Here is a 22,991-nt window from a genome sequence, read left to right on the forward strand (position 1 = left end):
GGCCAGGCTCGAGGCCGGCCCGTCGGCCCTGGCCCCCCGGCCCGAAGTCCTCCCCGAGGCGCCCGCCCGGGCGGCCAGCGAGTCGCAACCGTCCTCGGCCGCCGGGGCGAATCTCGCCGGCGCGCGCATCCTGATCGTCGAGGACGCCGCCCTGCTGGCCATGGAGCTGGAGACGGGGCTGTCGGAAGCCGGCGCCGAGGTGCTGGGGCCGGCCTATGAGCTGGAAGAGGCGCTGAATCTGCTGGACCAGCCTTTGGACGCCGCGGTCCTGGACGCCAATCTCAACGGCCTCTCGGTCCTGCCGGTGGCCGACATACTGGCCGCTCGAGGCGTGCCCTTCGTCTTCGCCACGGGCTATGGCGACACCGGCGGCGCGCCGAGCGGCTTCGACGCCCCGGTGATCCGCAAACCCTATGACGTCAGCCAGGTCACCGCCGCCGTGGCCGAGCTGCTTCGCCCGGCCGGCTGACGTCTCAGACCACGCCCTTGGCCCGCAGGCCTGAGATCTGATCCTGCGACAGGCCGAGCAGGCCCGACAGCACCTCGTCGGTATGGGCGCCCAGGTCGGGGCCGGGCCAGCGGACCTTGCCCGGCGTGGCCGACAGCTTGGGGAAGGCGTTCTGCATCTTCACCGTCCCGAACACGGGATGGTCCAGGGACACGATCGCCTCACGCGCCTTGTACTGGGGGTCCTCCAGCATGTCGGGCGCCCGGAAGATGCGCCCGGACGGCACCCCCTTCTCCTCCAGAAGCCTGAGCAGGTCGTCCAGGGCGAAGGTCGCGGTCCAGGCGCCGATCAGCTCGTCCAACTCCCCCTGCCTCGCCCCGCGGGCGGCATGGGTGGAAAAGCGCGGGTCCCGGGCCAGGTCGGGCTGTCCCATGGCCTCGCAAAGGCGGGCGAAGACCGTATCCCCATTGCCGCCGATCAGGATCATCTCGCCGCCGGCGCAGGGATAGACGTTGGACGGCGCGATGCCTGGCAGGACCGAGCCGGAACGTTCGCGGACATAGCCGGTCAGATCATACTCGGTGATCAGGTTCTCCATCACCGCCAGGACGCTTTCATAGAGGGCCGCATCGATCACCTGGCCCCGTCCGGTCTTGCGGCGCGCTTCCAGCGCCATGGTGACGCCCAGCGCCGCATGCATGGCCGCCAGGCTGTCGCCGATGGAAATGCCCGCCCGGGCCGGCGGACGGTCCGGCTCGCCGGTGATGTGGCGCAGGCCGCCCATGGCTTCGCCGATCAGGCCGTAGCCGGCGCGGTGGGACAGGGGGCCGGTCTGGCCGAACCCCGACACCCGGGCCATGATCAGGCCCGGATTGTCCGCCGACAGGCGCTCATAGCCGAGCCCCCACTTCTCCATGGAGCCGGGGCGGAAGTTCTCGATCACCACATCGGCCGTGGCGATCAGGCGCCGCGCCAGGTCCTGGCCCTCGGCCTGGCGCAGGTCCAGGCCCACCGACTTCTTGTTGCGGCCGATCACGGGCCACCAGGGCGACAGGCCCTGGGGCAGGCTGCGGCCCCATTGGCGCATGGGATCGCCTGTCCGGGGATCTTCCAGCTTGATCACTTCGGCCCCGAAATCCCCAAGGATCTGACCGCAGAACGGGCCTGCGATCAGGGTGCCCATCTCGATGACGCGCAGGCCGGAAAGGGGTCCTGGGGCGGCGTCCTGGCTCATCGGGGGGCTCCTTGGCGGGCGGAACGGATCACGGTCGCGTGAGTTGTAGGGCGGTCCGCATCGACCAGATGCGCGTCACGGAAGTCAATCGCCTAGGAGTTACCATGACCCGTCATCTGCTGATCGCCGGCGCCGCCGTCGCTGCCCTCACGCTCGCCGCCTGCGGCCAGCCTGCCAATGACACCGCCACGGCGCCCGCAGAATCGGTCACCCCCGACGCCAATCCCGCCGCGACCCTGCCGACCCCGGCCGACGAAGCCTCCGCCCCGGACTTCGTGCGCTTGGCCGCCCAGAACGACCTGTTCGAGATCCAGTCCTCGGAACTCGCCCTGGAGCGCACCCAGAACCCGCAGGTTCGCGCCTTCGCCCAGGAAATGATCGAGGCCCACCGTCGCACCACCCGCGACCTGCAGACCGCCATCGGCTCGGCCGGCGCCGGTCTCACCGCCCCCACCACCCTGGACGAAGACATGACCGGGGAGCTGAACGAACTGCGCGAGGCCTCCGCCGGGGACTTCGACAAGGAATATATGGAGGCCCAGGTGGACGCCCATCAGCGCGCCCTGAACCTCATGCAGCGCTACGCCAATGACGGCGATCGTCCGGAACTGCAGGCCTTCGCCGCCGCCACCGCGCCGGCGATCCAGCAGCATCTGGACCGGGCTCGCGCCCTGCGCGACCAGATCGATCGCGCCAACTGAGCGCCCGCGCCTGGCTGATTCCTGGAAGGCCCCCGCAGAGCTGCGGGGGCCTTTTCATTGCGGGCGGGGGGGAGTACGGCCTTGGCCATGACCGACTACGCCTTCGCTCCGCCGCCGCGCCCCCAGGTTCCGGTCCTGGGCGAAAGCGCCGCCTTCCCCGTGCGCCGTATCCTGTGCGTCGGCCGCAACTATGCGGCGCACCGCCGGGAGATGGGCGGCGACGATCGCGAGCCGCCCTTCTTCTTCGCCAAGCCCGCCGACGCCGTCGTGCCCCCGGGCGGGGCGGTTCCCTATCCCGGCCAGACCGAAGACCTGCACCACGAAGTGGAGCTCGTGGTCGCCCTAGGGGGCGGGGGGTCTGATCTCTCGCCTGACAAGGCCCTGGACCTCGTCTTCGGCTATGGCGTCGGCTTCGACCTGACGCGCCGCGATCTGCAGGCCGCGGCCAAGGCCAAGGGCCATCCCTGGGACGCCTCCAAGGCCTTCGACGCCTCGGCCCCCATCTCGGCCCTGCGCCGCTGGGCGGGGCCTGCGCCCCAGGGCGCGATCTGGGCCAAGGTGAACGGCGAGATCCGCCAGCAGGCGGTGGTTTCCGACATGATCTGGAACGTGGCCGAGATCATCGCCCAGGCCTCGCGCCTTTGGCGGCTGGACGCCGGCGACCTGATCTTCACCGGCACCCCCGAAGGGGTTGGCCCGGTGTCCCGCGGCGACCGGGTCGAGGGCGGCGTCGAGGGGGTCGGCGAACTGGCCTTTTCGGTGGCCTGACCATGACCGAGCTCACCTTCTATGGCTACTGGCGGGCCACCGCGCCCTATCGGGTGCGTATCGGCCTGGCGCTCAAGGGCCTGGCTTATGACTACGCGCCGGTGAACCTCGCCGCCGGCGACCAGCGGCACGAGGAATATCTGCGGCGCAATCCCCAGGGTCTGACCCCGCTTCTGGTGCATGGCGAGCAGGCCATGAGCCAGAGCCTGTCGATCCTGGAGTGGCTGGAGGAAGCCTGCCCGGAGCCGCCGATCCTGCCGGTCGATCCCGCCGGACGCCAGGCGGTGCGGGCCATGGCCGGCGTGATCGCCTGCGACATCCATCCCCTCAACAATCTGCGCGTGCTGCAGCAACTGACCGCGCTTGGCGTGGACGAGGCGGGCCGTCAGGCCTGGATCAGCCGCTGGATGGCCGAGGGGTTCGCCGCCCTGGAGCCCATGGTGGCTCGGCACGGCCAGGGCTACGCCTATGGCGCCACCCCGACCCTGGCCGATTGCTGCCTCGTGCCCCAGGCCTATTCGGCCGACCGCTTCGGGGTCGATCTTGGTCCCTATCCGGCCGTGCGGGCCGCGGTGGAGACCGCCCGCGCCCACCCGGCCTTCCAGGCCGCCCATCCCGACCGCCAGGCCGACGCCCCGGCCGCATGACCTTGCCCGCCGCGCTCGCGCCATTTTGGGGGCGGGCGTGCCGGCCTCCGTTCACCGAGGACCCCCGATGCTCGATCAACTGAAGGCGAACAACCGCGCCTGGGCGGAAGGCAAGCTCGCCGTCGATCCCAGCTTCTTCCGCCGGCTGGTGGACCAGCAGAGCCCGGAATATCTGTGGATCGGCTGCGCCGACAGCCGCGTGCCCGCCAATGAGATCGTCGGCCTCGATCCGGGCGAGCTGTTCGTCCACCGCAATGTCGCCAACCTGGCCCCGCCCCAGGACGCCAATTACCTCTCGGTTCTGCAGTTCGCCGTGGACGTGCTGAAGGTGAAGCACATCATGGTGGTGGGTCACTATGGCTGCGGCGGCGTCACCGCCGCGGTGGACGGCCAGCGGCGGGGCCTGGTGGACCACTGGCTGCACCCCATCCGGGAAGTCTACGCCGCCCATCGGGCCGAGCTGGAGGCCATGACCGACACCCATGAGCGCCATGACCGCCTGTGCGAACTGAACGTCATCCGCCAGGTGCGCAATGTCGCCTCCGACGTCTTCGTCCGCGAGGCCTGGAAGCGCGGCCAGTCCCTGAGCGTGCATGGCTGGGTCTATTCCCTGGCCAACGGCCTGGTGAACGACATGAACGTCACGGTCAGCGGGCAAGACGATCTGGCCCGCCTCTACGACCAGGACTGAGGCCGCGCCTCAGCGCAGGCGCACCTTGGCCCGGGCGGCCTGACCGGACTGATCCACCACCCTGATCTCGTAGAAGCCGGGGCTGGCGGGCCGCCAGATCACCTGGCCGTTCAGCGGGTCGGCGGCCAGGGGCGCGCCGCCCACATACCAGCTCAAGCCCTCCCCCCCGGCCGCCAGCACCAGGCCGCGTCCGGCGGGGCCGAAACTGTCCAGCTGGATCACCGCCCCGTCCGGGGGAAAGATCAGCCGCGGTCCCGCGCCGGCGCCCGCCTCGCCCCCGCCGGTGGTCTGCAAGGCCCGCGGCGCATCGCGCGGGGCGAGCGGCTGGGGCGCGGCAGGCGGGGCCTGCAATAGCTCGGCGGTCTCGAACAGCAGCGGCAGGGCGGCGTCCCGGCCGGTCAGACCGCCCCGCGCGCCGCCGTCGGCCCGACCGCTCCAGACCACGATCACATGGCGGCCCACCACGCCGGCGGCCACCGCGTCGCGAAAGCCGTAGGAGGTGCCCGTCTTATAGGCCATCAGGGGGCGCCCCCGGGCCAGGGCGGCCGGCGCGACGCCGGCCGGCGGCGGGGTTTCGCGCAGGATGGCCACCACCTGCTCGGCGGCCTCAGGGCTCACCAGCCGGACGCCGCCGGACCGGCGCACGTCTTCGGCGCCGGCCTCGGTCCAGGCCAGCGGCTTGGCCAGGCCGCCGTCGCCCAGGGCGGCGTAGAGCACCGCCAGGTCCCGAAGGGAAAGCCCCACGCCGCCCAAGGCGATGGCCAGGCCCGGGTCCCTCACCTCCGCGCGCGGGCGCACCAGCCGCACGCCGGCGTTCTGCAGGCGGGCTTCGAACGCCGCCGGCCCCAGTCGCGCCAGGGTGTCCACCGCCGGCACGTTCAGGGAGTGGATCAGCGCCTCGCGGGCGGTGACCTGATCGTGGAAGACCCGGTCGAAATTCTCCGGCTGGTAGTCGGCGAAGCGGCGGGGCGCGTCGGCCATGCGGGTGTCGGGGGCGGCCAGACCCCCTTCGAAGGCCAGGGCGTAGATGAAGGGCTTGAGCGCCGAGCCCGGGGATCGCACGGCCCGGGTCATGTCGATCCAACCCCCGGCCCGCTCAAGGCCGGGCGACCCCACCGAGGCGCGCACCGCCCGGCCGTCCAGCTCCACCACCATGACCGCCGCGCTGGCCTGGACCCCCTGGGCCTGGGCGGCGCGGGCGACCAGCGGCTCGAGCCTGGCCTGAAGGCCGGCGTCCAGGGTGCTCACCACAGAGGCCTGATCCTCGCGCGCCTGCCGGGCCAATTCGCCGGCCGCGTGCCAGGCCAGGGCGGGGAAGGGCGCCCGGTCGGGCAGGGGGTCCAGGGCCGCCTCGCGGGCGTCCTGTGGGCTGAGCAGGCGCTTGCGCACCATCTTGCGCAGCACTTCTTCCCGGGCCGCGGCCGCGGCGCGGGGGCGCCGGTCGGGGCGGCGGGCCTCCGGCGCCTGGGGCAGGGCGATGAGCAGGGCCTGCTGGCCCGGCGTCAGGCTCGAGGGCTCCTGGCCGAAATAGGAGAGGCTGGCGGCCCGCACCCCCTCCAGATTACCGCCATAGGGCGCCAGGGTCAGATAGAGCGCCAGGATGTCGGACTTGGAGAGACGGGCTTCGATCTGCACCGCCCGGACCATCTCCACCAGCTTGGCGGCCAGGGTGCGCGGCCGGGGCTCCAGCAGGCGGGCGGTCTGCATGGTCAGGGTCGATGCGCCGGAGGAGGCCTCGCCCTGCGCCACGGCCTGGGCGCTGGCCCGGATCACGGCCAGGGGATCTACGCCGGGGTGGCCCCAGAAGCGGGCGTCCTCAATGGCCACCAGCGCGTCCAGAAAGGCTGGATCGGTGCGGCTCAGATCGGCCCGGATCCGCCACCGGCCATCCTCCACCGGCAGGGCGCGCAGCCACGCGCCCCGGCGGTCCAGCACCACCGGCGAGGCCTCCTGCCCCCGGGCGAGGTTGGGGGGAAAGGCGAGGTCCAGGACGGCGGCCGCGGCCTGGACGCCCATGAGCGCCACAAGGGCCGCGGTCAGGCGCGGGACCATCCGGGCCGCTCGCCCCGGGCGAAGCTCGCCTTCGTCCCGAGGTCCCGTCCGCCAGGGCGGCCAGGCGAGGCGGCGGCCCGGAATCACGGTCCTGCGGCGATCACCGCCCGGCCAGCGGCGGTGCGGGCGTTGATCTGCGGCCGGTACATGTCTCGCGCCTCGGCGCCGGGCAGCAGGAAGTCCCCGGGCGTGACGGCCCTGGCCACATAGGCGAAGGCGAAGTCCCGCCGTCCCGGCAGGTCGAGGGCGGCCACATAGCGGTCGTCGCGGGCCTCCTGCACGTCGGCGGGGGACAGCTCGCCCAGGAAGCGGAACGGTCCGGCCTGCGCGTCGTCGGGACCCAGCACGGTCTCGATCTCGAAGCCCGCCGGCAGGGGATCATCCACCACCAGGGCCGTGGCGCGGGCCTGCTGGCTGCGGCCGGACACCACCACGATCACCCGGTCGCCCTGGCTCAGGCTCGCGGGGTTCACCGGCGCCCCCGACAGGGAGACCAGACGCTTCTGCAGGCTCAGCCCGGCGCTGGCCGCGGGCGGTGCGGCGACCGGAGCGCCGGTGACGGTGACGGTGCGCCACACCGCACCCTGCCCCTGGTTGGTGAACCGGGACTCCGCCAGCTTGCCCACCGCCCAGCGCGGGGCGCCGCCGACCCCGGTCAGGGGAATGGCGCCGGCCGCCGCGATGCGCAGGGGGCCGGCCGCGGCGATCATGGCGTTGGCCGCCTGCAGCAGCCGGGCCTGTTCCTGGGTGTTCAGCGCCTGGGGATCGGTGACGGAATTCTCCAGCCGGCCCTCCAGTTCGCGCGCCGTCTCCACCTCGCCGGCCTCATGGGCCAGGGCGATGACGGCGGCCAGGTCCCGCAGGGGGCTCTGATACCAGTCGCTCTCCTCACGATAGCCCAGGGCGCGCACCGCCTGACGGAAGGCCGAGCGCGCCCGCGCCCGGTCGCCCATCAGGGCCAGACCCGCCCCCACCTGCGCCTTGGCCAGGGGAGAGGCTTCGGTCTTCATCTGCACGTCGTGCCACCAGCGCAGCCGCGCCAGATCCCCCTGGCCGGCCTTGGCCAGCACATAGAGGGCGTAGGCCGAGGCTCGGCGACGCATGGCCTCGGTGGCCCGTTCGGACGCCTCCGGAGAGCCCGCCCACCAGGAAGGATAGTCCATGCGGTAGGACACGCTGGCCCAGCCCACCGGCCGCGAGACCTGCCGCATGGCGCTGAGCGCCCGGTCCAGGGCGGCCTGGGGCACCGGCGCGCCGGCCTGCCGCGCCTCCACCAGGAAGTCGGTGACATAGGCGCCCAGCCAGGGATCGGCCTCGCCGTCGCCCACCCGCCACATGCCGAACGCGCCGTCCAGGGTCTGGCGGTCCAGCAGGCGGGTGACCGCCTGGTTCAGGCCTGCGTTGGAGCGCCGCGCCCGGGGGTCGTCTGTGACCTGCGCGGCATAGAGGAGGGGATAGGCGGCCGAGACCAGCTGTTCGGTGCAGCCATAAGGATAGCGCAGCAGGGAGACGGCGATGGGGCCGGGATCAAAGCCGCGGAAGGGCGAATAGCTCACCTGCAGGGTGGCGTCGCCGGCGGCCAGCCCCGCCAGGAGTTCGGGGCCCGGCGTGAAGGTGGTCCCCGGCGCCTGCAGCGCCACGGTGGTTCGCGTGACCGGCCCCCAGCCCAGACGGGTCTGGAGGGGATAGGTCTGCTCGCGGCTGAAGCCGGGGCCTGAGACCTTCAGCCCCACCTCGCCGATCCCGGCGGCGCGCGGCGCCTCCAGGGGCACGCGCTCGGCCAGGCGCTGGCCCAGCACCAGCTCGAACGCCTTGCGGAAGGGCGCCAGCAGACCCCCCTTGGCGGTCAACTCGGCCACATACTGGCCCACCCGGCCCTCGATATTGTGCAGCTCCAGGGTGGCGAAGGCCGTGTCGCCAGGCGCCAGGAAGCGGGGCAGGGCCAGTTCCGCCACCACCGGATCGCGCACCACCAGCGGCTGGCTGGCCGAACCCACGGCGTCGTCGGTCCAGGCCACGGCCATGAGCCGCAGCTCGCCGTTGAAGTCCGGGGCCGGCAGGGTGATGGTCGCCCGCCCGTCGCGGCCGGTCTCCACCACACCCGACCACAGGGCCACGGTGCGGATGGGGGTCACGGTCAGGCCTTCGCCGCCGATCTCATCGCCGCCGAAATTCACATTGGCCGGCGCACCGAGATTGGGATCGAGCAGCCGCCCATAGTCGTCGCGATAGTCCACGCCGAGCGCGCGTTTGCCAAAGTACCAGGCCACCGGATCGGGGCTGGAAAAGCGCGTCAGACGCAGAATGCCCTCGTCCACCGCCGCCAGGGTGACCCGGGTGCGCTGACCGATGCCTGCGCCGCGCACCTGGACCGGCACCGACAGGGTGTCGCGGGCCGGCGCCTTTTCCGGCGCGCCCAGGGCCACCTCCAGCTTGCGGCCGGCCGGCTCCAGGGGAACATAGACAAGCCCCAGGGCCCGACGCGGCTTGGGGGTGCGCACCGGATCGCGGGGCTGCACGACGGTGACCATCACATAGGCCCCGCCGCCCCAGGATGCGTTGGTCTGGAACCGGACCGTGCCGCCGTTCTGGCCCACGGTGAGGGTGCGGAAGTCCAGCACCCGATCGGTGGCGACGGCCACCTGGACCTCGCCGGCATAGGGCGGACGGATGGCGATCTCGACGGTGTCGCCCTGGGCGTAGCTGCGCTCGCCGGCGCTGACGCGGACGATGTCCGGCGCCTCGGCGTCCTGGGCCGGGGCGCCCCAGCCGGCGCTGAAGCGGATGACGCTGCGCGCGCCCTCGGCGGTCCAGAGCTCCAGCCGGTAGTCCCCCCAGCCCAGCCGGCGGGACAGGCGGGCGGGCTGGCCCGCGGCGATGTCCACCCGGCCCTGGTCGATCAGGGCGTCGCGGCTGGTCCGCCGCCACTGCCAGCGACCGTCCTGCTGGAACCAGTCATAGTCCCAGTTCTCCGAGATCAGCCGCCATTGGGCCGCGCTGGCAGCGATCCTCTGGCCCTGGGCGTTCACGGCGATGAGGTCGAGATTGACGGTGGGATCGCCCTGGCCGCGGCTTTCAGTCTGGTCGACCTTGACCCCCAGATAGGTCGCCTGGGGGCGCACCTTCAGCTCCACGGATTCGCGGACCGGACGGCCGCCCGGTTCGAACACGCTCACCGTGGCGGCGGCCACCAGGGGCTGGGCCACGCCCTCGGCCTGGGCGGGCAGGACGATCACGGCCCGGCCCTCGCCGTCGGTCACCGTCCGGCCGAGATCCACGAAGGTCTCGGCGAAGGGCTCGCGCTGGTCCCCCCACTGATAGGCTTCGAACGCCGGGAAGGGGTTGGAATCCACCCGCAGGCGGGCCTCGCCCTCGGCCTGGAGGCCGGCGCCCGGGGCCCCATAGAGGAACCGCGCCGACAGTTGCAGGTCGCGGCCCTGGCCGGCCTGCAGGGGGCGGGTTTCCTCGCCCGTCAGGCTCACGGCCAGACGTTGGGGAGCGAAGTCCTCCACCGAGAAGGCGACCTCGCCGGCCGGCTCGCTGAGACCCTCAAGCTCCAGGGTGGCGCGCCATCGCCCGCGGGGCGCGCTGCGGGGCAGGGCCACATCGGCGGCGGCCGAGCCCAGCGGCGTGCCGTCGAAGGCGAAGCGGCGGAACTCCACGCCGGAGGGGCGGCGGATGACGATGGCGCCCTTGCGGTCCTTCACCGCCCGGGCCTCGCGGTCGCGCAGCAGGGCGTTCAGGCGCACGGTCTCGCCGGGACGATAGACGCCGCGGTCGGCATAGAGATAGCCGTCCACCACCTCGCTGGCCCGGCGGCCCTCGGCCGGGGCGGCGGCGATCCGCCCCCCGACGCCCAGGCGCGAGAGGTCTACCGGCGTGCGGTCCAGGTCCAGGACCGCCAGGTCCCCCTGGGCGCCATAGGCCATCAGCATCTTGGGCCGCAGGGCGCCTTCGCCGCGGGTCAGGGCGGCGGCGAACCGCGCCCGGCCCTGTCCGTCCGTGCGCGCCTCGCCCAGATCCTCGCCATTGGCCGCCACCAGGGCCACGCGGATTCCGGACAGGGTTCGCGCGTTGGCCAGGGAGCGGACCACCACATCGGTGGCCTCCACCCCCTGATAGGCGCTGAGCGCCATGTCGGTGAAGATGATCCACCGGCGGGCCTGGGCGGGGGGATTGGGGTCGTAGTCGCCATCAGCGGAAAGGGCGCGACCGCCCGAAGCGTCGCGGGCCTTGATCACATAGCCGCCGGGCTTCATGTCGCGCAGGACGGCGCCCAGGGGAAAGACGGTGACGGCGCGTTGTCCGGGTTCGCCCTGGACGGCCACCTGACCCTTCCAGACCCGCGCGCCTTCGTCATTGGGGCTGTCATAGCCGTAGTCCGACGGCCACTCCCCCTCGGCGGTGGGATCGGGCGCGCTCACGGAGGTGCGCACCAGGTTGCGGTCGGCCACACGCCAGACCTCGATCTCCAGGCGGGTGACATTGATCGTCTCGATCCCCACCCCGTCGGATTCCTCCCGGGGCAGGATGACGCCGTCACCGGCGAAGCCCACGAAGGGGGGCTTCTCGCCAAAGGTGAAATCCACGTCGGCATTGGCCGCCAGAGCAGCGCCGCCCCGGGCCGGCAGGCCCTTGAGCAGGGTGATCCGACGGTCGGCGAAGCCCAGGCCGGCCAGGCAGAGTTCGGCGCCTTCGACGCTGACCGCCGGGGTCTGGCCCGTCTCGGGCGCCACCAGCACGAAGTCGGCATAGGACTTGGTCGGGTCCAGGGGCTCGGTCAGCTCGATACAGGCCCGGGGCTGGGCCTGGCTGGTGTCCAGCCGGGTGCGCCAGACGGCGAAGCCCTCGGGCTTTTCGGGGCCGCGGCGGGGGGCGTCGGCGCTGCGGGGTTTGCCGAACAGACCCCAGCCACCAGGCGCGGCGTCGCCCTGCAACACCGCCGGGGTGGGCAGACGGATGCCTTCGATGCCGCGCGCCGTGACGAAGCCGCCCCCGAAGGCCAGGACCACCAGGGCGCCGGCCAGCAGGGCCGGGTTGCGACCCTTGCCCAGACGCTCGCGCAGCCGGAGCCACCGAGCCCTCAGGGTCTTGTCCTGCGGCGCGGCGGGCGGTTGATCTTGCGTGTCGTCGGGCGTGGTCATGGCGTCTCCCCCAGGCGCGCCTACAGGAGCCGCACAGGGGCTGCGCCGTCAATCCGGCGGCTCGATTTGGGCGAGGGCGATCAGGACAGGGCCAGGGTCAGGGATTTGACCTGCAGATAATCCTCGATCCCATAGGTCGAGCCCTCGCGGCCGTAGCCCGACTGCTTGACTCCCCCGAACGGATTGGCCGCGTCCGACACCAGGCCCGTATTCACCCCGACGATGCCGGCCTCCAGGCCCCGTCCCACCCGCATGGCCCGGTCGAGGTCGCGGGTGAAGAGGTAGGCGGCCAGGCCGAACTCAGAGTCGTTGGCCAGGGCCAGGGCCTGGTCCTCGGTCTCGAAGCTGAAGACCGGCGCCAGGGGGCCGAAGGTCTCCTCGCGGGCGAACAGCCGATCGTTCCCGCCGAAAGTCACGGTGGGCTGGAAGAACCGCCCGCCGCGGGCATGGCGCCGGCCGCCGGTCAGAACCTCGCCGCCGGCGGCCCGGGTGCGGGCGATGTGATCCTCGACCTTCTCCACGCCCTTGTCGTCGATAAGCGGGCCGATTTTCACCCCGTCTTCGAAGGGCTTGCCGACCTTCAGTTCCTCCACGGCGCGGGTGAGGCGTTCCAGATAGGCGTCGCGCACGCCGGCCTGCACATAGATGCGGTTCGGGCAGACGCAGGTCTGGCCCGCGCCGCGGAACTTGCCGGCCACGGTTCCCGCTACGGCGGCGTCGAGATCGGCGTCGTCGAAGACGATGAGCGGCGCGGCCCCGCCCAGCTCCAGCGACAGGCGCTTCAGATTGGGAGCGCACTGCTCGGCCAGCCGGCGACCGACCTCGGTGGAGCCGGTGAAGGTCAGCTTGCGGATGGCCGCCGCGCCGGTGAGCCGGCCGCCCACCTGGCTGTTGGCGCCGGTGACGACGGAGAAGGCGCCCTCCGGCAGGCCGGCCTCCAGGGCCAGCCGCGCCAGGGCCAGGGCCGTGAAGGGGGTCGCCGAGGCCGGCTTCAGCACCACGGTGCAACCGGCGCAGAAGGCGGCCGCGGCCTTGCGGGTGATCATGGCGGCGGGGAAGTTCCAAGGGGTGATGGCGGCCACCGGCCCCACCGCCTCGTGAAAGGCCAGGATCAGGTCCTCGTCCTTGCCGCTCTCTATGGTCCGGCCGTCGAGCCGCTCGGCCATGCCGGCGAACCACTTCACGAAGGAATTGGCGTAGCGGACCTCGCCCAGGGCCTCGGGCCAGGGCTTGCCGTTTTCGAGAGAGATGAGGGCGGCCAGGGCCTCCTCCTCCGCCTCGATAGCGGCGGCCCAGCGGGTCAGGAAGGCGCCGCGATCCTTGCCCTTGCGGCGCGACCAGTCGGGAAAAGCCGCGGCCGAGGCGGCGATGGCTTCGTCGATGACGGCGGCGTCCAGGGCCGGCACGAGGCCCAGCGGCACGAGTTCCGCCGGATCTTCCACGGAAATGGGCTCGCCTGAGGCGCCGTCATCGCCGGCGCCGATCCAGCGCCCGTTCACCAACGCGCTCTCCTGAATGAGCCCGCGGCCCTTCGCCATGCGGACGTCGGCGGGGGTGTCTTGGGACATGGCGATCTCCTTGTGGCCTGCGGCTCAACGCGCCAGCAGAGCGGTGGGCGCCGAGGGTGAAACGGCGCCCGGTCATTTACCCTCTTAAGCCAGCGGTTCGTTTACCCTGTCGCGTCATTGTGCCTGACGAACTTGGCAGCAATGGCAGGGCGCAGGTGCCTCACTCCTTCCTCCGGTCCGCCGTCCGCCGTCTGCGGCGCGGGCATAAAGACGAGAGCGGCGCGGCGGCGATCATCTTCGCCGTGGCCCTGGTGTTGCTGGCCCCCCTGACCCTGGGGGTCTTTGATCTCTATGTGGCGTCCAACCAGCGCCAGAAGCTGCAGGACGCCCTGGACGCCGCGGTCCTCTTCGCCGCGCGCTCCACCGCCCAGACGCAAAAGGACATTGACGCCATCGGCCAGAAGGCCCTGGCCGCCAATCTGCGATCCTTCACCGGCTCGGCCCTCATCAAGTCGGAATTCAAGCTCGACGGCGCCAAGGTGATCGGCTCGGCCGAAATGACCCCCATGGCGCTGGCCACGGGCTTTTTCGACCATGGCAATGTGAAGGCCACCTCCGAGGTGCTGCGGGCCATGGACCGGCTGGAGGTGGCCCTGGTGCTCGACACCACCGGCTCCATGGCCGGGACCAAGCTCACCACGCTCAAGAGCGCGGCCAAGGACCTGGTGGACAAGCTCAACGCCGCGGCCGCGCGCAGCACCGCCAAGGACCCGATCCGAATCTCCCTGGTGCCCTTCTCCAACACGGTGCGCGTGTCGGGGAACGTGTCCCTGACCAACTACAACACCACCACGCGGACGGGCCCTGGCATTCCCACCTGGCTCGACAGCCGGGCCCAGGCCCATGGCGCGGCGGGCGTCGACATCTTCAATACCGCCAACACCGACCGGTTCGCCGTCGCCAAGTCCATGAAGGGCAATCAGGTCTGGGGCGGCTGCGTCGAGAGCCGCCGCCAGCCCTTCGACGTGCAAGACGCCGCGCCGTCGGCCAGCAATACGGCCAGCATGTTCGTGCCTTACTTCGCCCCCGACGAGCCGGATAACGGCAACTGGCTGGTTCCGTTCTACAACAACTATATCGCTGACGGTTCCAACGGGAGCCACAGCGAACGCCAGGGCAATGTCGCCAAGTACAAGAATGCTCAGCCGAGCGGCGGCGGCCCCAACGCCGGTTGCGACCTTCAGCCCCTGGTCCGCCTGACCACCAACACCACGACCTTGAAGACGGCGATCGACGCCATGGTGGCGGTGGGCGAGACCAATATTCCCATGGGCCTGGTCTGGGGCTGGCACACCCTGTCGCCCAACGCGCCCTTCGGCGACGGGGTCGCCTATGGCACGACGCACCATCGCAAGATCATCATCCTGATGACCGATGGCGACAACGTCTTCGGCTCGGTTTCGAACGCCAATGCGTCCCGCTACGGGGGGCTGGGCTACGTCTGGCAGGGCCTGTTGGGGATCACGTCGGGAACGGCTTCGGCTCGGGCCAATCGGATGAATGATCGCCTCGCCCTGCTGTGCCAGAACATCAAGGCCAAGGACATCGTCCTCTATACGGTGCGGGTCGAGGTGAATTCCGGCGACAGCGCGCTCCTGCGCAACTGCGCCACCGATCCGGACAAGTTCTACGACGTCCAGAACGTCTCGCAGCTGGGCGCCGTGTTCGACGCCATCGCCGGCTCCATCGACAATCTGCGAATCACCAAGTAGCGCCGCCAAACGCCGACCTGGCTGCACGGGCCTTCAGGTCCGGCCGCAGCTCGGACCTCAGGCGCTCAGGCGGTCTTGAGCCTCTTCGTGCGGCCGCCCGCGGGCGGCCCAGACCGCCTCCACCGCCCCCAGCAGATGGTCGGCGGTCACGGGCTTGGTGATGTGGCCGTCGGCGCCGGCGCTTTCGGCGCCTTGCGCGTGTTCGGGCATGGCGTTGGCTGTCAGGGTGTGGATGCAGGTCCTGGCCCGACCGGTGGCCTGTTCCAGACGGCGGATCTCGGCGATGGCGCTCAGGCCGTCCATGACCGGCATCTGCATGTCCATCAGGACCATGTCGAACTCGGCGCTCCGCCAGGCCTCCACGGCCGCCGCACCGTCGCCCACGCAGGTCAGGTCGACGCCCGCGGCGTTCAGGATCAGCTCCACCACCCGGCGGTTGGTCGGGTGGTCCTCGGCCAGCAGAACCCGCATGCCGCCGAGCGGCGGCGGGGGTTCGGCCAGATCGGCGCCCTTGGGGGACCCGAGGCCCGGGACCTCAGCCACCGGGGGCAGGCTCAGGGTCAGGCGGAAGGCCGCGCCGGCGCCGGGGGTGGAGTCCGCCTCCAGGGTTCCGCCCATGGCCTCGGCCAGGGAACGCGAGATGGCGAGCCCCAGGCCCGTGCCCCCGAAGCGACGGGTGATCGATCCATCGGCCTGCTCGAAGCGGCCAAACAGGCGGTGACGGGTGGCCTCATCGAAGCCGATGCCCGTATCGGTGACGCTGAAGACCAGGCAGGCGAGGGGGCCGTCGCGCCGGGCGCTCACGTTCAGCGCCACCTGGCCCGCCGGGGTGAACTTCACAGCGTTGCCCAGCAGATTGCAGAGGATCTGGCGGATGCGCGGGGCGTCGCCCACGAAGGCGCCCATGGCGTCCGGGGCGATCGTCAGGGAGAAGCCCAATCCCTTGGCTTCTGCGCTCGCCCGGAAAAGGGCGGCGCAGGCCTCCACCGAAGCGCTCAGGTCAAAGGGCTCGGGCCGCAGTTCGAAACGTCCGGCTTCGATCCGGGCCAGGTCGAGAATATCGCTGACCAGGGCCTCCAGGGCGCCGGCCGAGGTCTCGATAAGCCCCACCATCTCAGCCTGGGCCGGCGAAAGCCCGGACTTGGCCAGAGCGCCGGCCACGCCCATGACGCCGTTGAGCGGGGTGCGGATCTCATGGCTCATATTGGCCAGGAATTCGCTCTTGGCCCGGTTGGCGGCCTCGGCGGCCTCCTTAGCCTGCAGCAGTTCGAGCTCGTTGCGCTTCTGCTGGTCGATGTCGCGGACGACGCCGACCACCCGGGACACCCGACCTTCCTTATCCTTGAACGCCTTGGCCGCGCTGGTCACCCAATGGGCCTGTCCGCGGGGCGAGAGCATGCGATAGACCTGATGGAAAGGCTCCCCCGCCTTCAGGTGGGTCTTCCAGGCGCTCATGAGCCGGCGGCGATCCTCAGGGTGCACCGCGTCCCACATATGCTTGTCCACCAGGTCGAAACTGGCGCCGGCATGCAGGCTCTCGCGACCCGCCGCGGTCAGGATCTGGCGGCGATAGTCCATTTCCCACATCTGCAGCTCGCCGATCTCCAGAGCGAATTTCAGCCGCTCTTCGGAGCGGCGGGCCTCCTGGAGGGCGGTGACGGAATCGGTGATGTCCACCGACATGATGAAAAGGCCCGCCACCGCGCCGGAGCCGTCACGCCACGGCGAGATTTCCACCTTGAGCCACCGGTCGCCGCTCGCACGCCGCACCTTGACCCGGTCATAGTGGGCCGAGTGTCCCTGCAGGCAGTGCTCATAGGCCGCCCGCCACTGTTGGGAGGTGGGATTGGCGTCGTAGAGGATCTTGCCGGTGGGGTCGTCCACCCCCCGTTCCTGGCGCCAGATCGGGCTGGCCTGGATGACCCGCAGGTCGGTGTCAGTGAGACACAGGGCCACCGGGGCGCTCTCCACGAAGGCCGCCATCAGGGCCTGGGCGGTGTGGGCGCGCAGCTTGGCCTCTTCAAGATCGCAGTCCGCCTGGCGGCGGCCGCATTCCCGCGCAGCGATGTCGGCCAGGTCCCGCAGCGACTCCGCAAGCGCCGGGTCAAATTGGGTCGGCTCGGTTCCGGCCACGGTCACGACGCCCAGGCTCATGCCGTCCTCAAGCAGGATCGGCGCCCCGGCGAAGAAGCGCAGGCGCGGCTCCTCGGTCACATAGGGGTGGTCGCAAAGGCGCGGGTCCTCGCGGGCGTCGGCGATCCAGACCACGTCGTCAGCCGCCCCGGCGAAGGCGGCGAAGGACTGTTCGGTTGAGACCTGGCGGCGGAAGGCCTCATCGGCGCTGGCGTGCCAGGTCAGGTCGCCGTCGATCAGGATCACATCCCCGAGACCGCCGCCCACCAGGGCGCGGGCCAGACGGCCGATCCGCTCCAGGGCGGGTTTCAGGGCCTGCAGGTCCAGGGCGCCCATCACGGCGATCCGCTGGGCCCGGGCCTGCAGAGCGGCTGTGTATTCGGCCATGTGCGCTCAAGCTCGCCTGTCGACGAACGATGATCGGCGGACGGGGTTAAGGTTTCGTAGGCGAAGCCCGCCGCGCGCGGAGGCGCTTCAGAGCAGCTTGATCTCCCGCAGCCGCTCCTGGAGGTAGGCGTCGGCGGTGATGGGCGCGGGGTAGCGATCGGGGTGGTCGGCGTCCACGCAGCTGGGCAGGGTGGCGATCTCGTAGTCCGGGTTGAAGTGCAGGAAGAAGGGGGTGGAGTAGCGCGCCACGCCCCGGCGTTCCGGCGCCGGATTGACCACCCGGTGCGTGGTGGACGGCAGGCGGTGGTTGGTGAGCCGCTGGAGCATGTCGCCGATATTGCAGACCAGCGAGCCCGGGGGCGGATTGATGGGCAGCCAGCTGCCGTCGCGGCGCAGCACCTCAAGCCCGGCCTCCTCGGCGCCCAACAAGAGGGTGATCACATTGATGTCCTCGTGGGCCGCGGCGCGGATATGCGGTCCCTGGCCGTCGGTGGGCGGGTAGTGAAGCAGGCGCAGGACGGAATTGCCGTCGTCCACCGTGGCGTCGAAGAAGTGGCGGTCCAGTCCCAGATAGACGGCCAGGGCCTCCAGCACCTTCAGCCCCATGGCGTCGAGGGAGTCGTAGAGCCAGCTCACAGTCTGGACGAATTCCGGGGTCTCGGTGGGCCAGACATTGGGCGGCATGACCGAGGCGTAGCGATGGCCCGACGGCAGGTCGCGGCCCATGTGCCAGAATTCCTTGAGGTCGTGGTGGGCCTCGCCCTTGGCGGTCTCGACGCCGAAGGGGGTGTAGCCGCGCTGGCCGCCCACGCCCACCACATAGGCCCGCTTGGCGTCTTCCGGCAGGGCGAAGAAGGCCTTGGCCGAGGCGAGCGCCGCCTCGATCCCGTCCTGCGCCAGGGGGTGGTCGGCGATGACCGCGAAGCCATAGTCGGCGAAGGACGTCCCCAGGGCGCGGGAAAAGCCCTCGAAGTCGGACTCATAGGCGGCGAACGAAACGGGGCGGATGGCGTCTTGGGTCACTGGGTCAGTCTTTCGGCAAGGTCGGGCGCGGCCCCTGGGCCACAAAACGGCCATATCGGAACTTCGATGTGGGGCCTAGCGTTGCCATGGACGACTTTCACTTCCGGAGAAGCCACATGCGTCATCTGACCGCGGTCTCGGCCAGCCTCGTGGGCGCCTTCGCCCTGACCGCCTGCACCACCACCGATCCCTATACGGGCCAGACGGTGCGCAACAACACCGGCACGGGCGCCCTGGCCGGCGCCCTGGGCGGTGCGGCCCTGGGCTATCTGACCAACACCAACAAGAGCGCCGAAGGCCGCCGCAACGCCATGATCGGCGCGGGCGTCGGCGCCTTGGCCGGGGCTGCGGCCGGCAGCTACATGGACCGCCAGCAGGCCGAGCTGCGCCGCCAGCTGGAAGGCACCGGCGTGGATGTGAACCGCCAGGGAGACAATATCGTCCTCAACATGCCCGGCGACGTCACCTTCGGCGTCGACCAGGCCGACATCCAGTCGCGCTTCTTCCCGGTGCTCGACAATGTGGCGCGGACCATCAACGCCTATCCCCAGACCATGGTGGACGTGATCGGCCATGCCGACTCCACCGGGGCGGCGGACTACAACCAGCGCCTGTCGGAGCGCCGCGCGGGCTCTGTGGCCGCCTATCTGGTCAATCGCGGCGTGATGCCCGACCGCCTGTTCGTGGAGGGCCGCGGGATCAACCAGCCCATCGCCTCCAACGCCACCCCTGAAGGCCGGGCTCAGAACCGCCGGGTGGAGATCATCCTGCGCCCCCTGACCTGATCGCAGCGTCGACTGTGAACATGAGAGCGGGCGGATCGCACCCACGATCCGCCCGTTTTCAATTGCTGCGCTGCGGCGTAATACTGGGGCATGGCAAGCAAGCTTCGCAAAGACGCCGCAGAGGCCCTGGACGGGGTGCTCTTTGACGGCATGACCATCATGGCCGGCGGGTTCGGCCTGTGTGGCATCCCCGAACACCTCATCGCCGCGCTGCGCGAGCACGGGGTCAAGGACCTGACGGTCATCTCCAACAATTGCGGGGTGGACGGGTTCGGCCTGGGCATCCTGCTGGAGAACCGGCAGATCCGGAAGATGATCAGCTCCTATGTGGGGGAGAACAAGCTGTTCGAGCAGCTCTATCTCTCCGGCGAGCTGGAGCTGGAGTTCAACCCTCAGGGCACCCTGGCCGAGCGCATCCGCGCCGGGGGCGCGGGCATTCCGGCCTTCTTCACCAAGACCGGGGTCGGCACCCTGGTGGCCGAGGGCAAGGAAGTGCGGGAGTTCGACGGCGAGCTCTATGTGATGGAGCGGGGGCTGGTGGCCGACCTCTCCATCGTCAAGGCCGATGTGGGCGACACCGCCGGCAACCTGGTCTTCCGCAAGACCGCCCGCAACTTCAACCCGATGATGGCCACCGCCGGCAAGGTGACCGTGGCCGAGGTCGAACGCCTGGTGGACGCCGGCGAGATCGACAAGGACCACATCCACACCCCCGGCATCTATGTGGACCGCCTGTTCGCCGGGACCCGTTTCGAGAAGCGCATCGAGCGCGTCACCACCCGGCCCCGGGCCGTGGAAGGCGCCGCCGCCGGGGAGGAGGTCTGATGGCCTGGACGCGAGACCAGATGGCCGAGCGGGCCGCCCGCGAGCTGCAGGACGGCTTCTATGTGAACCTGGGGATCGGCATCCCGACCCTGGTGGCCAACTACATTCCCCCTGGGGTGGAGGTCACGCTCCAGAGCGAGAACGGCATGCTCGGCATGGGTCCCTTCCCCTATGAGGGCGAGGAGGACGCCGACCTGATCAACGCCGGCAAGCAGACCATCACGGAGCTTCCGGCCTCGGCCTATTTCTCCTCGGCGGATTCCTTCGCCATGATCCGCGGCGGGCACATCGACCTGTCCATCCTGGGCGCCATGCAGGTGGCCGCCAATGGCGACCTGGCCAACTGGGTGGTGCCGGGCAAGATGGTCAAGGGCATGGGCGGCGCCATGGACCTGGTGGCCGGGGTCAAGCGCGTGGTGGTGGTGATGGAGCACACCGAGAAGTCCGGCGCGCCCAAGCTCAAGACCGCCTGCACCCTGCCGCTCACCGGCCAGGGGGTGGTGGACCTGGTGGTCACCGACCTGGGGGTGTTCGTGGTCGATCGCGGCCGCTCGCCCCTGCGCCTGGTGGAGCTGGCGTCGGGCGTCACACTCGATGAGATCCGCGCCAAGACCGAGGCGTCCTTCGAGGCCGCCCTGTCGTAAATTCTCCAGACGGGCGCCGCGGCGCCCTGGCGGAGGAGGCCAAGAGCCATGCGACTTCCCACCCTGGCGGCGATGGTGCTCGCCCCCCTGGCCCTCGCCGGCGCCGCGCCTGCGCCGGCGGAGACGCCCACCGCGCCCGGCCTGCGCACGGCCGTCTATGCCGGCGGCTGCTTCTGGTCGGTGGAGCATGAGCTGGAGGCCCTGCCCGGGGTCGCCGACGTGGTGGTGGGCTATGCGGGCGGGACGCGGGCGAACCCCACCTACCAGAACCATGCCGGCCATCTGGAGGCGGTGCGCGCCACCTATGACCCGAAGAAGATCAGCTATGCCCAGCTGACCGAGGGCTTCTTCCGCCGCATCGACCCCACCGACGACCGGGGCCAGTTCTGCGACCAGGGCCCCTCCTATCGGACGGCGGTGTTCACCGCCTCGCCCGAGGAAAAGGCCGCCGCCGAACAGGTGAAGGCACGGGTGGCTCGGTTGCTGGGCCGCCCTGTGGCCACCGAGATCCGGCCGGCCTCGCGGTTCTGGATGGGCGAGGCCTATCACCAGGATTTCGCCGAGAAGAACCCCGCCCGCTACAACGCCTACAAGGTGGGCTGCCGACGGGAGGCCGCGCTCAGGGCCGTGTGGGCAGGCCGGTGACCGGGTCCCTGGGCCGGCGGACATAGGCCTCGCCGGTGAATATTTCGGCCCGGCGGCTGCGCTGGCTGTCCAGGCGCACATTGACCACCTCGTCCTGCCCCGAGTGCGTGAAGTCGGCGCGCATTTCCGGAGCGTAGTCAGGCTCCAGGCTGACGGCCAGGACCCGGCCGCCTTCCTCGGCCCGCAGGGGGGCGGCGATCTCCGCCTGGTTCTGCGGCGTGGCGGTGCGCACCCACATGCGCAGGGGGGCGGCGTCGGCGCGGGCGAAGTAGTCCCGTCCGTAATAGGCCGCGGCGTTGAACAGGAACCGATCGTCCACGGCGATGGCGCTGAGCGACAGGTCGTGCATGGCCCGATCTGTGATCGCCTGCGTCATCTGCGACCAGCCCTTGGCCCGCTTGAAGCTGTTGGCGAACCCCATGCGGTCGGCCAGGTCGGGCGAGATGACGAAGGCCAGGAACAGGCCCGCCACCAGGCCCTGGCTGGCGGCTGCGGCGATGAACCAGCCCCGCGCCTTCCAGCGGACCAGCCAGGCGGCCGCCAGAATGATCCCCGCCACATAGCCGGCCGCCGCCCAATTGGCGTTGGCCCGGCTGATCAGCGCCTGGCCGGCGACGATCAGCAAGGGCGGCGCGGCGAAGCAGAGCAGGGTGATGTCGGCCTCGGTGAGGCGGCGCCGAACGGCCAGCAGGCCTGAGCCGAACAGCAGGACGCCGAAGGCCACGGGGCCGAACACCCCGAACTGGGAGCCGATGAAGTCCAGCAGTTCCTCCGGATTGAACAGGCTCTGGCCCGACCAGTTGGCGTTGGCCGCGGTGTGCTGGACCGTGGCGAAGCCGTGGGTGGCGTTCCAGATCAGATTCGGGGAAATCACCAGGGCCAGGGCCGCCAGGGCCAGGGCGCCGTCGCGCCAGTCCCACCGCCGCCGGGCCTCCGGTTGCAGGATGAGGTGCAGGACAAGACCGATCAGCGCATAGAGGGCCGCATATTTGGACAGGAAGGCCAGGCCCAGCAGGGCGCCGGCGCCGGCGGCTGCGGCCCGTCGTCGCAACCCCTCCGTGGACAGACCAAAAACATAGAGGGCGAGCGCCCAGGCCAGGAAGGCCATGAGGGGCGCGTCGGTGGCCGCCACAGCCGCCGAAAGCTGTACGCCGGGCATCAGATGATAGAGAGCGCAGGCGGCCAGTCCCGCCATCGGGCCATAGAGCCGGCTGGCGATCACGAACACCGCCAGGGCCGTGGCCGCCTGATAGAGGGGCGCGGCCAGCCGTACAAAGGGCTCCGAATCCCCGCCGAGCGCCGTGGTGGCCCAAATGGTCCAGGCCACCATGGGCGGCTTTGAAAAATAACCGAAATCCAGCGTCCGCGACCACAGCCAGTACTGGGCCTCGTCGGGATAGAGCTCCAGCGGCGTGATGAAGATGGCCGCCAGCCGAACGGCCGTCAGGGCGACCGTGACCCAGAGCGCGGCGCGCCAGGCTCCGGCGCTGTCGGTGAAGCTGGTGCGCAATGGGCCCTCTGAGTTTGGCGGCGGAGCCTTGCCTGCCACACAGGCGAAGTAAAGGCCACGGCGCCCAGATTGTG

16 protein-coding genes and 1 pseudogene are annotated in these 22,991 nt (G+C 70.8%); 10 read left to right on the forward strand and 7 right to left on the reverse strand.

Going from position 1 to position 22,991, the window contains the following annotated elements; translation table 11 throughout:
* Positions 1–469 (forward strand): annotated as a pseudogene (locus V7D28_RS02775) (HWE histidine kinase domain-containing protein); the annotation flags it as partial.
* A gap of 4 nt (positions 470–473) precedes the next feature.
* Here V7D28_RS02775 and V7D28_RS02780 read toward each other — a convergent pair.
* A complete protein-coding gene (locus V7D28_RS02780; RefSeq protein WP_333585832.1) occupies positions 474–1,682 on the reverse strand; it encodes a CaiB/BaiF CoA transferase family protein in 1,209 nt (402 codons plus the stop codon).
* 104 nt (positions 1,683–1,786) lie between these two features.
* On the opposite strand from V7D28_RS02780, the gene V7D28_RS02785 reads away from it, so the two are divergent.
* The 4 genes from V7D28_RS02785 to V7D28_RS02800 all read left to right on the forward strand — a co-directional run bounded on the left by V7D28_RS02785 (position 1,787) and on the right by V7D28_RS02800 (position 4,489).
* On the forward strand, positions 1,787–2,383 hold the full coding sequence (locus V7D28_RS02785) for a DUF4142 domain-containing protein (protein ID WP_333585833.1): 597 nt from the start codon (positions 1,787–1,789) through the stop codon (positions 2,381–2,383).
* An 87-nt stretch (positions 2,384–2,470) separates the two neighbouring features.
* The gene (locus V7D28_RS02790) at positions 2,471–3,151 is read left to right on the forward strand and encodes a fumarylacetoacetate hydrolase family protein (protein ID WP_333585834.1); all 681 of its coding nucleotides are present in this window, start codon (positions 2,471–2,473) and stop codon (positions 3,149–3,151) included.
* Between the two features lie 2 nt (positions 3,152–3,153).
* Positions 3,154–3,798, forward strand: coding sequence for a maleylacetoacetate isomerase (gene maiA / locus V7D28_RS02795; RefSeq protein ID WP_333585835.1), 645 nt, complete (start codon positions 3,154–3,156; stop codon positions 3,796–3,798).
* Between the two features lie 67 nt (positions 3,799–3,865).
* A complete protein-coding gene (locus tag V7D28_RS02800; protein WP_333585836.1) occupies positions 3,866–4,489 on the forward strand; it encodes a carbonic anhydrase in 624 nt (207 codons plus the stop codon).
* A gap of 9 nt (positions 4,490–4,498) precedes the next feature.
* Here the strand turns inward: V7D28_RS02800 and pbpC are convergent, their stop codons facing one another.
* From pbpC to V7D28_RS02815, 3 genes are all read right to left on the reverse strand, one after another.
* On the reverse strand, positions 4,499–6,541 hold the full coding sequence (pbpC, locus tag V7D28_RS02805) for a penicillin-binding protein 1C (RefSeq protein ID WP_333585837.1): 2,043 nt from the start codon (positions 6,539–6,541) through the stop codon (positions 4,499–4,501).
* A gap of 83 nt (positions 6,542–6,624) precedes the next feature.
* Complete coding sequence (locus V7D28_RS02810; RefSeq protein WP_333585838.1) at positions 6,625–11,685, reverse strand: alpha-2-macroglobulin family protein; 5,061 nt, start codon at positions 11,683–11,685, stop codon at positions 6,625–6,627.
* Between the two features lie 80 nt (positions 11,686–11,765).
* Positions 11,766–13,253 (reverse strand): NAD-dependent succinate-semialdehyde dehydrogenase, encoded by a 1,488-nt coding sequence (locus V7D28_RS02815; protein WP_333585839.1) that lies wholly within the window; start codon positions 13,251–13,253, stop codon positions 11,766–11,768.
* A gap of 155 nt (positions 13,254–13,408) precedes the next feature.
* On the opposite strand from V7D28_RS02815, the gene V7D28_RS02820 reads away from it, so the two are divergent.
* A complete protein-coding gene (locus V7D28_RS02820) occupies positions 13,409–14,965 on the forward strand; it encodes a TadE/TadG family type IV pilus assembly protein (protein WP_333585840.1) in 1,557 nt (518 codons plus the stop codon).
* Between the two features lie 57 nt (positions 14,966–15,022).
* On the opposite strand, the gene V7D28_RS02825 is transcribed toward V7D28_RS02820, so the two are convergent.
* Together V7D28_RS02825 and V7D28_RS02830 are read right to left on the reverse strand one after the other, a co-directional pair.
* Positions 15,023–17,485 carry an ATP-binding protein gene (locus V7D28_RS02825; protein WP_333585841.1) on the reverse strand — a complete coding sequence of 821 codons (2,463 nt, stop codon included), beginning with the start codon at positions 17,483–17,485 and terminating at the stop codon, positions 15,023–15,025.
* An 87-nt stretch (positions 17,486–17,572) separates the two neighbouring features.
* Positions 17,573–18,508, reverse strand: a complete 936-nt coding sequence (locus V7D28_RS02830; RefSeq protein ID WP_333585842.1) for an isopenicillin N synthase family dioxygenase — start codon at positions 18,506–18,508, stop codon at positions 17,573–17,575.
* 116 nt (positions 18,509–18,624) lie between these two features.
* Between V7D28_RS02830 and V7D28_RS02835 the strand changes: the two genes are divergently transcribed.
* The 4 genes from V7D28_RS02835 to msrA all read left to right on the forward strand — a co-directional run bounded on the left by V7D28_RS02835 (position 18,625) and on the right by msrA (position 21,407).
* Complete coding sequence (locus V7D28_RS02835) at positions 18,625–19,293, forward strand: OmpA family protein (protein ID WP_333585843.1); 669 nt, start codon at positions 18,625–18,627, stop codon at positions 19,291–19,293.
* Between the two features lie 90 nt (positions 19,294–19,383).
* Entirely contained in the window at positions 19,384–20,118 is a 735-nt protein-coding gene (locus V7D28_RS02840; protein WP_333585844.1) for a CoA transferase subunit A, read from the forward strand.
* On the forward strand, positions 20,118–20,762 hold the full coding sequence (locus tag V7D28_RS02845) for a 3-oxoacid CoA-transferase subunit B (protein ID WP_333585845.1): 645 nt from the start codon (positions 20,118–20,120) through the stop codon (positions 20,760–20,762). Before V7D28_RS02840 ends, V7D28_RS02845 begins: the two co-directional genes overlap by 1 nt.
* Before the next feature lie 48 nt (positions 20,763–20,810).
* A complete protein-coding gene (msrA, locus tag V7D28_RS02850) occupies positions 20,811–21,407 on the forward strand; it encodes a peptide-methionine (S)-S-oxide reductase MsrA (protein WP_333585846.1) in 597 nt (198 codons plus the stop codon).
* Here the strand turns inward: msrA and V7D28_RS02855 are convergent.
* Complete coding sequence (locus V7D28_RS02855; RefSeq protein WP_333585847.1) at positions 21,382–22,917, reverse strand: ArnT family glycosyltransferase; 1,536 nt, start codon at positions 22,915–22,917, stop codon at positions 21,382–21,384. The two genes, msrA and V7D28_RS02855, sit on opposite strands and share 26 nt — an antisense overlap.
* Positions 22,918–22,991 lie beyond the last annotated feature (74 nt).

This window comes from Phenylobacterium sp. (assembly GCF_036723115.1).
Lineage (GTDB): Bacteria > Pseudomonadota > Alphaproteobacteria > Caulobacterales > Caulobacteraceae > Phenylobacterium.